The 11,170-nt window shown below is 63.7% G+C and carries 13 protein-coding genes; 5 read left to right on the top strand and 8 right to left on the bottom strand.

Features of this window, described 5'->3' with window-relative positions; all coding sequences use genetic code 11:
• The 5 genes from VGP39_RS09190 to VGP39_RS09170 all read right to left on the bottom strand — a co-directional run.
• The coding region (locus VGP39_RS09190; protein WP_327567794.1) for a branched-chain amino acid ABC transporter substrate-binding protein at positions 1-1,072 on the bottom strand (1,072 nt) is incomplete at its 3' end.
• 291 nt (positions 1,073-1,363) lie between these two features.
• Positions 1,364-2,107 (bottom strand): ABC transporter ATP-binding protein, encoded by a 744-nt coding sequence (locus VGP39_RS09185; protein ID WP_327567793.1) that lies wholly within the window; start codon positions 2,105-2,107, stop codon positions 1,364-1,366.
• 127 nt (positions 2,108-2,234) lie between these two features.
• Positions 2,235-3,071: an ABC transporter ATP-binding protein gene (locus VGP39_RS09180; protein WP_327567792.1), complete on the bottom strand. Its 837-nt coding sequence runs from the start codon at positions 3,069-3,071 to the stop codon at positions 2,235-2,237.
• Entirely contained in the window at positions 3,068-4,393 is a 1,326-nt protein-coding gene (gene livM, locus VGP39_RS09175; RefSeq protein ID WP_327567791.1) for a high-affinity branched-chain amino acid ABC transporter permease LivM, read from the bottom strand. The genes VGP39_RS09180 and livM overlap by 4 nt, the downstream gene beginning before the upstream one ends.
• Before the next feature lie 9 nt (positions 4,394-4,402).
• Complete coding sequence (locus VGP39_RS09170; protein WP_327567790.1) at positions 4,403-5,320, bottom strand: ABC transporter permease subunit; 918 nt, start codon at positions 5,318-5,320, stop codon at positions 4,403-4,405.
• A 284-nt stretch (positions 5,321-5,604) separates the two neighbouring features.
• On the opposite strand from VGP39_RS09170, the gene VGP39_RS09165 reads away from it, so the two are divergent.
• Both VGP39_RS09165 and VGP39_RS09160 read left to right on the top strand, forming a co-directional pair.
• Positions 5,605-5,754 (top strand): hypothetical protein, encoded by a 150-nt coding sequence (locus tag VGP39_RS09165; RefSeq protein WP_327567789.1) that lies wholly within the window; start codon positions 5,605-5,607, stop codon positions 5,752-5,754.
• Positions 5,755-6,089: 335 nt separating this feature from the next.
• A complete protein-coding gene (locus VGP39_RS09160) occupies positions 6,090-6,581 on the top strand; it encodes a hypothetical protein (protein ID WP_327567788.1) in 492 nt (163 codons plus the stop codon).
• Here the strand turns inward: VGP39_RS09160 and VGP39_RS09155 are convergent.
• The 3 genes from VGP39_RS09155 to VGP39_RS09145 all read right to left on the bottom strand — a co-directional run bounded on the left by VGP39_RS09155 (position 6,578) and on the right by VGP39_RS09145 (position 9,441).
• Entirely contained in the window at positions 6,578-6,970 is a 393-nt protein-coding gene (locus tag VGP39_RS09155) for a carboxymuconolactone decarboxylase family protein (protein ID WP_327567787.1), read from the bottom strand. The two genes, VGP39_RS09160 and VGP39_RS09155, sit on opposite strands and share 4 nt — an antisense overlap.
• Positions 6,971-7,177: 207 nt before the next feature.
• Positions 7,178-7,963, bottom strand: a complete 786-nt coding sequence (pcaD, locus tag VGP39_RS09150) for a 3-oxoadipate enol-lactonase (RefSeq protein WP_327567786.1) — start codon at positions 7,961-7,963, stop codon at positions 7,178-7,180.
• Positions 7,964-8,079: 116 nt separating this feature from the next.
• The gene (locus tag VGP39_RS09145; RefSeq protein WP_327567785.1) at positions 8,080-9,441 is read right to left on the bottom strand and encodes a 3-carboxy-cis,cis-muconate cycloisomerase; all 1,362 of its coding nucleotides are present in this window, start codon (positions 9,439-9,441) and stop codon (positions 8,080-8,082) included.
• A gap of 267 nt (positions 9,442-9,708) precedes the next feature.
• Here VGP39_RS09145 and VGP39_RS09140 point away from each other — a divergent pair, with 267 nt between their 5' ends.
• The 3 genes from VGP39_RS09140 to VGP39_RS09130 form a co-directional block, all read left to right on the top strand.
• Entirely contained in the window at positions 9,709-10,155 is a 447-nt protein-coding gene (locus VGP39_RS09140; protein WP_327567784.1) for a carbon monoxide dehydrogenase subunit G, read from the top strand.
• A 245-nt stretch (positions 10,156-10,400) separates the two neighbouring features.
• Positions 10,401-10,886 carry a (2Fe-2S)-binding protein gene (locus VGP39_RS09135; RefSeq protein ID WP_327567783.1) on the top strand — a complete coding sequence of 162 codons (486 nt, stop codon included), beginning with the start codon at positions 10,401-10,403 and terminating at the stop codon, positions 10,884-10,886.
• Positions 10,887-10,924: 38 nt separating this feature from the next.
• The coding region (locus tag VGP39_RS09130) for an FAD binding domain-containing protein (protein WP_327567782.1) at positions 10,925-11,170 on the top strand (246 nt) is incomplete at its 3' end.

Here is an 11,170-nt window from a genome sequence, read left to right as displayed (position 1 = left end):
ATTTGTAGACGACGTAGTCGATCACCTTGATGTCGCCCTTGGCGTCGAACGACAGCTTGCCGAGCACGGTGTCCCACTCGCCGGCCTTGATCGCTTCCATCACCTTTTTCGGATCGGTCGAGCCGACCTTCGCCACCGCCTTCGACCAGACCTGCATCGCGGCGTAGGTGTAGAGCGTATAGCCCTCGGGATCGATGTTCTTCTTCTTGAACTTCTCGACGATCGCCTTTGCGGTCGGCTTGTTGCGCGGATCGGGGCCGAAGGTAAACAGCGTGCCTTCCGCGGCGGGGCCGGTGATGGAGGCGAATTCCTTGTCGTTCATGGCGTCGCCGGCCATCAGCACGGTTTTCAGGCCCTGATCGCGCATCTGGCGCAGGATCAGGCCTGCTTCCTGATGGTAGCCGCCGACGAAGACGAGGTCGATATTGTCGCGCTTCAGCCGCGAGACGATGGAGTTAAAATCCTTGTCGCCCTTGTTGTAGGATTCGAACAGTTTTTCGGTGAAGCCGGCCTTGTTGAGCGCCTTCTTGGTCTCGTCGGCAAGGCCCTTGCCGTAGGTGGTCTTGTCGTTGAGGATGGCGACGTTCTTGCCTTTGTAGTTCTTGGCGATGTAGTCGGCGGCGACCAGGCCCTGCTGATCGTCGCGGCCGCAGACCCGCGCCACGTTCCAGAGCTTGCGCTCGGTGAACAGCGGATTGGTCGAGGCCGGCGTGATCTGCAGCACGTTGCCGTCGGCGTAGGCTTCCGACGCCGGGATCGACGACGACGAACAGAAATGGCCCGCGACGAACGGGATCTTCGCACTGGCGAACTTTTCCGCCACCGAGCGCGCCTGTTTCGGATCGCAGGCGTCGTCGCCGACCTGCAGCGCCAGCTTTTTGCTCAGCACGCCGCCGGCGGCATTGAGGTCTTCCACCGCCTGCTCGGCGCCGTTCTTCATCTGCCGTCCGAAGGCGGATTCGCTGCCGGTCATCGGACCGGCCACCGCGATGGTGATGTCCTGCGCAAATGCCGCGGTCGATAGCGCGAGCGACGCGCCAAATGCCAGGCCGATGAGTTTCATTGGTTTCATAGGTGGTCCTCGCGATGATCTTAAGGTGGGAAGCTCCCGGCAGTCCCGCGCCGGGTTTGCGAACTTGGGCCATTGTCGGCTGATTTGGCCGCGAAGTCATCGGCAATTTTCGTCCCATTGCGGCGCGGGATCGCAGCATCTTGCCGCAGTTTACCACGTCGTCCCCGCGAAGGCGGATCCATAACCCCTGGCGGTCATTGTTGCAGAAGGCGTCTGCCCCAGTGCCAAAACGAGGCGACACGGCGTATGGGTCCCCGCCTTCACGGCGACGACTCGTGGATGGCTGGCCGCTTATCCCCTTCTTCCGCCTTCCAGATACGCCGCCCGGATTTCCGGGCGCTGCAGCAATTCTGCGCCGGTTCCGGTCAGCGTGATCAGGCCGTTGACCATGACGTAGCCGCGGTGGGCAAGCCGCAGCGCGTGGTTGGCGTTCTGCTCGACGATCAGCACGGTGAGGCCGTCCTGCCGGTTCAGGGTGCGGATCGCGTCAAAAATCTGCCGCGCGATCAGCGGCGCGAGACCGAGCGAAGGCTCGTCCAGCATCAACAGGCGCGGGCGGCTCATCAGCGCGCGGCCGATCGCCAGCATCTGCTGCTCGCCGCCCGACAGGGTGCCGCCGCGCTGGGTCATGCGCTCCTTTAGACGCGGGAACAGCGTCAGCACGCGCTCCAGCCCGGCGGCGCGGTCCGCTTCACTGGAGTCGGTGGCGTCGGCGCCCATCTGCAGGTTTTCCGCAACGCTCATGCGCGGGAAAATCCGCCGGCCCTCAGGCGATTGCGCAATCCGCATGCGTGCGATCTCATGCGTCGGCACGTCGGTGATATCGCGGCCGTCGAATGCGATCCGGCCGGCGCGGGCGCGCGGCTTGCCGAACACCGTCATCATCAGCGTCGACTTGCCGGCACCGTTGGAGCCGATCAGCGCGACGATCTCGCCGGCGTCGATCGACATATCGACGCCCTTCAGCGCCTCGATCTTGCCATAGGCCGCGCGCAGGCCGCGGACCGCGAGCAGGGGGGGTGTGGTTGAGGTCATCGCATGACCTCGCAACAGCCGTCATGCCCGGGCTTGTCCCGGGCATCCACGTCTTTCTTCAGCGGATGTTGCCAAGACGTGGATGGCCGGGACAAGCCCGGCCTTGACGGCATATTTTGTAACCGCCTCACAACCCCAACTCCTGCTCTATGGCGGCGACTTCGTTGTCTTCCACGCCGAGATAGGCCGCGATCACCTTCGGATCGTCGCGGACCTGCTGCGGTGAGCCGTCGGCGATCTTGACGCCGTAGTCGAGCACCACCACATGGTCGGAAATTTCCATCACCACGGACATGTCGTGCTCGATCAGCAGGATCGAGGCGCCGTGCTCGGCGCGGATCGAGAGCAGCAGATCGCTGAGTGCCGCGCTTTCCCGCGCGTTCAGTCCCGCGGCCGGTTCGTCGAGGCAGAGCAGCGCCGGCTCAGTGCACATCGCGCGGGCGATTTCGAGGCGGCGCTGGTCGCCATAGGGCAGATTGCCGGCGGCATCGTCGGCGCGCTCCAAGAGGCCGATGCGGTCGAGCCAGAGCCGCGCCAGATCGACGGCGTGCGCTTCCGCCGCGCGATACGACGGCGCGCCGACAAGGCCGAGAAACGTAAAACCCGAGGCGCGCATCAGCGCGTTGTGCTGCGCCACCATCAGGTTTTCCAGCGCGGTCATGCCGGGAAACAACCGGATATTCTGGAACGTGCGTGCGACTTTTGCCAGCTTGGAGATGCGGAAATCGTTCAGCCGCTCGAGATGAATGACCTGGCCGTCCTCATGGGTCAGCCGCATCGTGCCTGATGTCGGCTTGTAGAATCCGGTGATGCAATTGAATACCGTAGTCTTGCCGGCGCCGTTCGGCCCGATCAGCGCGGTGATCTTGCGCCGCTCGGCGCTGAAGCTGAGCTCGTTGACCGCGACAATGCCGCCGAAGCGCATCGACAGACCTTCGACGCTGAGAATGTCGCGCGCGCTCATCCGTGGCCTTCCTTGACGAGGTCGGATGAGATCGCTTGGGCATGCCGCAGGAACACCGTCGGCGCGCGATGCCCGATCAACCCGCGCGGCCGCCAGATCATCAAAAGGACCATCGCCATGCCGAACACCAGCATGCGATATTGATCGAGACCGCGGAACAGTTCGAAGCCGCCGATCATGGCGAGCGCGGCCAGCGCCACGCCGAGCTGCGAGCCCATGCCGCCGAGCACGACGATTGCCAGCACCAGCGCGGATTCCTGGAAGGTGAAGGATTCCGGGCTGATAAAACCCTGCCGCGTGGCGAAGAAGGCGCCGGCAAGGCCGCCGAACATCGCGCCGGTGGCGAAGGCGGTGAGCTTTGTCGTCGTGGTGTTGATGCCGAGTGCGCGGCAGGCGACTTCGTCCTCGCGCAGGGCCTCCCAGGCGCGGCCGATCGGCAGCCGGCGCAGTCTTATCGTCACCCAGTTGGTCAAGAGCGCCAGCGCCAGGATCAGATAGAACAGAAACACGATGCGATGGGTGGCTGAGAATTCGATGCCGAGCTTTGCCGCGAGGCCGTCATCGCCTGATGACAGCGGAATGCCGAACAAAGTGGGGCGCGGGATGCCGGTGACGCCGTTGGGGCCGCCGGTCAGGCTCTGCCAGTTGATGATGACGAGGCGGATGATCTCGCCGAACGCCAGCGTGACGATGGCGAGATAGTCGCCGCGCAGCCGCAGCACCGGAAAGCCCAGCAGCACGCCCCAGAACGCCGCGAGGATGCCCGCGAGCGGCAGGCAGACCCAGAACGACAGACCAAAATTGGTCGCCAGCAGCGCGTAGGAATAGGCGCCGACGGCGTAGAATGCGACGTAGCCGAGGTCGAGCAAGCCAGCGAGCCCGACCACGACGTTCAGGCCCCATCCGAGCATCACATAGGTCAGCACGAGGATGCCGAGATCGAGAATGTAGCGCTGGTCGTAGAAGATCACCGGCACCAGGAAGGTGAAGATCAGCAAACCCGGTGCGATCATGCGGCGCGCCACCGCGAGCGCGCTTTGCACCGATGGCGGAACAATCCTGACCGTGCCGACCGGGCCCCACCATTGCCGCAGTAATTCGACCACGATGCTGCCGCCGAACACCGCCGCGACCATGGCGGCGAGATCGCCGAGCCTTGTCCACCAGATCAGCTGGCCGTCGGGACCGGCGTCGGTGCGGATGCCGATCATCAGCGAAAACAGCCACAGCGCCACCAGCGCCGATATCAACGCCTTCTTCAGGATGAAGGCGATGCCGGGAATCCGCGATGCGGTTGATTGCTCGGGGACAAGCGCGGCCACGGCGCGTCGTCAAACTTTTTCAACTTCCGGCCGGCCGAGCAGGCCGGTCGGAAGGAAGATCAGCACTATGATCAGGATCGAGAACGCGGCGACGTCCTTGTATTCCACCGAGAAATACGCCGACCACAGCGTCTCGATCAGCCCGATCAGGAGGCCGCCGAGCATCGCACCGGGCAGCGAGCCGATGCCGCCGAGCACCGCGGCGGTGAAGGCCTTGATGCCCGCGACAAAGCCCATGAAGAAATCCACCAGGCCGTAATACAAAAGGTACATCATGCCGGCGACGGCGGCGAGCGCTGCCCCGATCACGAAGGTCATGGAGATGGTGCGGTCGACGTCGACGCCGAGCAGCGCCGCCATGGTCTGGTCCTGCTCGCAGGCGCGCATGTCGCGGCCGAGCCGCGTGCGCGCCACCAGCCAGGTGAAGATCGCCAGCAGCAGGATGGTGGTGATGACGACGACGATCTGCACGTTGGAGAGCTGCACCACAAAGCCGCCGCTCCCTTCATGCAGCGTGTAGCCGCCGGTGATGATCGGCGGCACCGGCTTTACCCGCGCGCCCTGGGCAACTTGCGAAAAATTGATCAGTACGAACGACATGCCGATCGCCGAGAGCATCGGCGCCAGCCGGAACGAGTGCCGCAACGGCCGGTAGGCGATGCGCTCGATGGTCCAGCCATAGAGCGCGGTGATCGCCATCGACACAAGCAGGACAATGAGCAGGATCACCGGGACCACGGTGAGGCCGATCGACACCAGGATCAGGAAGCTGATCAGCGCAATGAAGCCGCCGATCATGAAAATATCGCCATGGGCGAAATTGATCATGCCGACGATGCCGTAGACCATCGTGTAGCCGATCGCGATCAGGCCATAGATCGAGCCGAGCACGATGCCGTTGATGAGTTGCTGGGCGAAATAATCCATGCGCTGCCGTGATCGAGCAATGATCGACGCGGCCGATGGCCCCGGCAGCCGGAACGTCGCGTCGCAGCTCGTTTTCTAACAGCGGGAAACCGGAGCGGCAACAGCGGCACGTGCGGCTTAAACGGCTGTACACGGGTAGTTTTGCCGGTTCCGTTGCCACAGATGCGACAAGCGGTGCCACGCAATGATCGCGCCGGAACCGGATATTTTCTGGAAACCAACTGGGGACCGTGTCCGTTATAACCCCGTTGTGTTCCCAACAACGAAAAAAGGGAGATTCCTGAATGTCCAACCCGAACCAGAATCCGGGCCAGCAGAATCAGAACCCGGGTCAGAAGCCCGGCCAGCAGCAGGGCGGCGGCCAGAAGCCCGGCCAGCAGCAGCAGGACCCGAATCGTCAGGGCGGCCAGGGCCAGCAGGGCCAAGACCGCTAGCGCGGACGGAGGTTGAGTAAGATCAAGTGAGAGAAGGAAAGTCCCGCCGCGAGGCGGGATTTTTCTTTTGAGGAAGAATGCAGCATTAATCGTCGAGCGTTAGCCGCTAGACCCGCAACCGATGGCTTCGTTCCCCGGACGCAGCGCAGCGCGTAGCACTTGCGGAGCGGCATGAAGAATGCCGCACCGCGTCCGGGACACGAGACCGTCGAGGCGGCGCCCGGCTCCGGTCCATTAAGGTAAACAAATGGTTTAGATTGTCGTTCGCCATTTACCGAGGTTAGCTCGACTCCCAGAACCGCCGCTTTTTTCAGTGCGGTGAAACGGGAAGCGACATGTCGACGAACTGGCGGATCAGCACATTCAACGGCGCGCTGCTGGCGGCCTATTTCGTTCCGACCTGGACCATCGTCGCCTTCAAGATCATGATTTCGCCGATCCACGGCTTTTATGAGCGGCCAAATATTGCCGTGGCGCTGTTCGTCAGCGACCATCTGCAACTGGCAGCGATGGGCGCCGTGCGCTTTGCATGGCTGCTGGCGCTGGGCAAGCTCACCGTGGTGGCGTTTTTCGCGCTGTTTCTGGTTTTCATCACGCGCGCTTCGATCCGCAAAACCGGCGGCTGCGATGAAGCGCTTGGGATGGCGCTGGTTATCGGCAGCCTCATCAGCTTTGCCAGCATGGTGATGGCGTCGCAGGTCGGCGAGACCGCGGCACTCCGGCTGCACGCGACCGAGCTCTTGATGCTGCTCGGCACCGCAATCGTATTGCTGGTCGAACGCCCTGCGAAGACCCTCGCAATGCCGTGGCCGGCGCGAGCGATCTAGCGCTTCAGCAGTCCCAGTTCCTGAACAATCGCTAGGGCTTCCTTGACGGCGTGGTTGGCCGCGGGCACGCCGCAATAGATCGCCTGCTGCAGCAGAATCTCCTTGATATCGTCGGGCGAAAATCCGCCTTCCGTCAGCGCCGCGCGCACATGCAGGCGAAATTCATCCCATTGTCCGAGCGCGACCAGCGTGCCGATCACCAAGATTCGCCGGGTGCGGTGATCAAAATGCGGCCGGGCCCAGATATCGGCCCACGCATGGCGCGTGATCAGGTCGATGAACTCGGAGTTGAACGAATTGGCGTTGGCAGCTGATTTGTCGACCCAGGCGTCGCCGAGCACTTTGCGGCGTTGCGCCATGCCGGCGTCGCGGCGTTGTTGATCGTCCATTGGCAGGTTCCTCTGAGGTCATTCAACGCAAGGCTCGACATTGCGGCAGCGGAAACGCGCTCCCTCTCCCGTTGGGAGAGGGTTGGGGTGAGGGGTTACCGACTACCGATAGGCTCCAACCCCTCACCCGGCGCTTCGCGCCGACCTCTCCCCATGGGAGAGGTGAAGCAGTGCTCGTGGCATGCTTGGATTTTTCAGACATTGCAATCAGTGTTGCGTCAAAAAGCCGGTCACAGCCTCCGTGAACGCCTCCGGCTGCTCGACATTGGAAATATGCGCGGCCGCGAGGATGGTGATGCCGGCGCCGGGAATCTGGCTGCGGATGAATTCGCCGGCCGCGACCGGCGTCGCCGGGTCGTGGCGGCCGGCGATCACCAGCGTCGGGCTTTTGATCCTCAGTAGCAATGCGCGTTGATCGAGCGTGCTGAGCGCCTCGCAGCAGGCGAGATAGCCCGCGACCGGCGACGCCGTCAGCATCGCCTTCATCCTTGCGGTGATTTGCGGCTCGCGCTCGCGGAAATCGGCCGTCAGCCAGCCGGCGATGACGGTATCGGCGACCGCGGCGATGCCACCTTCCTTCACCGCCTTGATTCGGTTGAGCCAGTTGGTCGGATCGGGATAATAGCAGGCGGTGTTGGACAGGATGATGCGGTCGAACCGCTCCGGCGCGTTGGCGCCCAGCCATTGCCCGACCATGCCGCCCATCGACAGCCCGCACCAGTGCGTCCTCGCGATGTCGAGTTCGTCCAGGATGGCCAGCACGTCGCGGCCGAACCGCTCCATCGAATAGGGTCCGGGCGGCACGCTCGATTTGCCGTGGCCGCGGCGGTCGTAGCGGACCACGCGAAACTGTTTTGTCAGCGCCGCCATCTGCGGCTCCCACATCTGCAAGGTGCAGCCCAGCGAATTGGACAGCATCAGGGTCGGTCCGCCGCCGCGGCCTTCGACGGATACGTTGAGCAGGCAGCCGTCACCGGCGTCGATCATGGGCATGGTACGTTCCTCTCTCCGCGTCATACGCGGGCTTGACCCGCGTATCCATCGTTCTTCGCAAGAGTCTTTTCGAAGGGGATGGATTGCCGGGTCAAGCCCGGCAATGACGGTTGGGGCTAACTTTGTTTCTCATCCAGCGACTTGAGCAGCCGATCTATCAGCGCCTGCGAGACGCCTTGGTAGGCCATCGGATCGAACAGTTTTGCGAGCTTGTCGGCACTGAGATGCGCGATAACTTTCGGATCGCTCGCCAGCACAACGCTCAGGTTTTGCCTGCCGGCGGCGGCCTTTATAGCTGCCGCCTCAACCAGATGGTGGGCATCGCTCTTGCCGATCTTTTCCGCCAGCGCGAATGTCACCGCCTCCGCCATGATCAGGCCGCCCGTCGCGTCAAGATTGACGCGCATGCGCGCGGCATCGACTTCCAGCCCTTCGGCAATGTCGACGATCGCCGCCAGCGCGCCGGACGTGACCAGCTGCAACGTCGGCAGCGTCGGCCATTCCGCATGCCACGGCCCGGCGCTGCGTTCGTGATCCTGCACCTGGGCAGCAAAAATCGTCGCTGCGAGATTCGGCGCCATGGTGGCGGCGGCCAATGCGGTGGCCGCCGCCACCGGATTACGCTTGTGCGGCATGGTCGACGAGCCGCCGCGGCCTTCGCCCGAGCGCTCGAACGCTTCCGCCACATCGGTCTGCATCAGCAGCGACACGTCGCGCGCGATCTTGCCGCAGCTGCCGCATAAAATCGTGAACACCAACGCGGCCTCGGCAATGCGATCGCGATGGGTGTGCCATGGCGCATCCGGCAGCGGCAATTCGAGTTCGGCCGCGAGTTTTTCCGCAACCACAAGGCCCCTGTCGCCGAGCGCCGCCAGCGTCCCGGCGGCGCCGCCAAATTGCAGTGCCAGACCCTCGCTGCGCAGCCGCTTCAACCGCGCGCGCGAGCGATGCAAGGCTGCGGCATATTCGGCAAGTTTCAATCCGAACGGCATCGGCAGCGCATGCTGCAGCCAGGTTCGCGCCACCATCGCGGTGCCGCGATGTTTTCGCACGAGCCCGGCAAAGCCGGCGATGGCGCGGTCGAGGTCGGCCAGCAGCGCATCGATCGCGGCGCGCAAGGTCAGCATGGTTGCGGTGTCGATCACGTCCTGGCTGGTGGCGCCCCAATGCACGTAGCGGGCGGCATCGAGATTGGCCTTGGCGACGGCGGCGGTGAGCGCCTTGACCAGCGGAATTGCGAGGTTGCCGGAACGCGTCGCGGCCTCGGCCAGTGCCGGGATGTCGAATGCATCGGCCTTGCAGGCGTTCCCGATCGGACCGACGGCGCTTGCCGGGATGACGCCCGCCGCCGCTTCGGCGCGCGCCAGCGCCGCCTCGAAATCCAGCATGTGCTGCAGCACCGCCGCGTCGTCGCAGACCGCGCGCATGGCGGCGCTGGAGAACATCGGTGCGAGAAGCGGTGACAGGGAAGTGCTCATGATGCGCGCGACCTAACCATTCCCGTCGGCGTCTGCCAATGGCCAAAATACTCCGCTTTTCTTTCGTCATGCCCGGCCTTGTGCCGGGCATCCACGTCTTGCAGCAAGAACGACGTGGATGGCCGGGACGAGCCCGGCCATGACGAGGAGGTGGAGTGCTGCGCTGCGAATATGCGTCGTTGGTCCCCTTCCTTTTGGGGCCTGCGTGCTTTACTTGAAGGTCGAGGCCGCTGCGCCAGACGGCGAACCGATTTGAGGAGCACCCCGATGGCCATGACGATGAGTGGCGAAGTCCAGCTTGCCGCGCCGCGCGAAATGGTGTGGGAAAAACTCAACGATCCGGAGGTGCTGAAGGCCTGCATCCCCGGCTGCGAGGAGCTGGAGAAAACCGGCGACAACGGGTTTCGCGCGGTGGCGAAAATGAAGGTCGGGCCGGTGTCGGCGCGCTTCAAGGGCCGGGTGACGTTGAGCGATCTCGATCCACCGAACGGCTACAAAATCTCCGGCGAAGGCGAGGGCGGCGTCGCCGGCTTCGCCAAGGGCGGCGCCACCGTCGGGTTGACCGACGCCGACGGCGGCACCCTGCTCAAATACGATGTCGAGGCGCAGATCGGCGGCAAGCTGGCCCAGCTCGGGCAACGGCTGATCAACGGCTCGGCCAAGAAATTGGCCGATGAGTTTTTCGCCAATTTCGCCAAGGCTGTGCAGGGGTAGCGCGAGGTGCAATCAACGCGTCGTCCCGGCGAAGGGCCGGGACCCATACTCCGTGTCGTCGCGTTGTGGCAATGCGGCGAATGTCTTCTTTCAGCAGCGACGTCAGGGGTTATGGTCTCCGCCTTCACGGGGACGACTTGCGGAAAGGTGAGGTTGCTCATTGCCGGGATGGCCCATATTATGCTCGGAATGACCTTTAATGACTGTGCTGCCGTGCAATGCGGGCGCAGATGAAGAGAGTGCTGATGGCCAAAATCTCCCTGATCGTGAACGGCAATCCCGTCAAGGATAACGTCGACCCGCGCACGCTGCTGGTGCAGTTTCTGCGCGAGAACTTGAGGCTGACGGGCACCCATGTCGGCTGCGACACCTCGCAATGCGGCGCCTGCGTCGTGCATCTCGACGGCAAGGCGGTGAAGTCCTGCACTATGCTGGCGGTGATGGCGGATGGGCACGAGGTCAAGACCATCGAGGGCCTTGCCGCCGACGGCGCGCCGCTGCATCCGATGCAGGAGGCGTTCCGCCAGAATCACGGCCTGCAATGCGGCTTCTGCACCCCCGGCATGATCATGACCGCGGTCGATCTGGTGCACCGCAAGGGCCACGATCTTTCCGACCACACCATCCGCGAGGAGCTCGAGGGCAATCTCTGCCGCTGCACCGGCTACCAGAACATTGTGCTGTCGATCGCGGCCGGCGCCAAGGCGATGACGAATTCCGACCTCGCATAACGACGTAATCGCGCGGCGACCTCTCGAAGGACCACTTAATGTACGAATTCAAATATCACCGCCCGGCGACCGTACGGCAGGCCGCCAACCTGCTGGTCAAGAACGAGGATGCAAAACTGATCGCCGGCGGTCACACGCTGATTCCCGTCATGAAGCAGCGGCTCGCCAGCCCGCCGCATCTGGTCGACCTGTCGCATATCGAAGGCCTCGGCGGCATCGAGATGAAGGGCCGCTCGCTGGTGATCGGCGCCACCGCGCGGCATGCCGACGTCGCGGGCTCACCC

The sequence above is a fragment of the Bradyrhizobium sp. genome, from assembly GCF_036009065.1.
GTDB lineage: Bacteria > Pseudomonadota > Alphaproteobacteria > Rhizobiales > Xanthobacteraceae > Bradyrhizobium.
The sequence above is the reverse complement of the archived record's forward strand: the minus strand, read 5'-3'. Positions and strand labels throughout refer to the sequence as shown.

Coding starts and splice junctions, on each gene's coding strand:
- VGP39_RS09160 (WP_327567788.1), top strand. CDS start 6,090: ATGTCGACGAACTGGCGGATCAGCACATTCAACGGCGCGCTGCTGGCG.
- VGP39_RS09140 (WP_327567784.1), top strand. CDS start 9,709: ATGGCCATGACGATGAGTGGCGAAGTCCAGCTTGCCGCGCCGCGCGAA.
- VGP39_RS09145 (WP_327567785.1), bottom strand. CDS start 9,441: ATGAGCACTTCCCTGTCACCGCTTCTCGCACCGATGTTCTCCAGCGCC.
- VGP39_RS09135 (WP_327567783.1), top strand. CDS start 10,401: ATGGCCAAAATCTCCCTGATCGTGAACGGCAATCCCGTCAAGGATAAC.
- VGP39_RS09180 (WP_327567792.1), bottom strand. CDS start 3,071: ATGAGCGCGCGCGACATTCTCAGCGTCGAAGGTCTGTCGATGCGCTTC.
- VGP39_RS09170 (WP_327567790.1), bottom strand. CDS start 5,320: ATGGATTATTTCGCCCAGCAACTCATCAACGGCATCGTGCTCGGCTCG.
- pcaD (WP_327567786.1), bottom strand. CDS start 7,963: ATGCCCATGATCGACGCCGGTGACGGCTGCCTGCTCAACGTATCCGTC.
- VGP39_RS09165 (WP_327567789.1), top strand. CDS start 5,605: ATGTCCAACCCGAACCAGAATCCGGGCCAGCAGAATCAGAACCCGGGT.
- VGP39_RS09185 (WP_327567793.1), bottom strand. CDS start 2,107: ATGACCTCAACCACACCCCCCCTGCTCGCGGTCCGCGGCCTGCGCGCG.
- VGP39_RS09155 (WP_327567787.1), bottom strand. CDS start 6,970: ATGGACGATCAACAACGCCGCGACGCCGGCATGGCGCAACGCCGCAAA.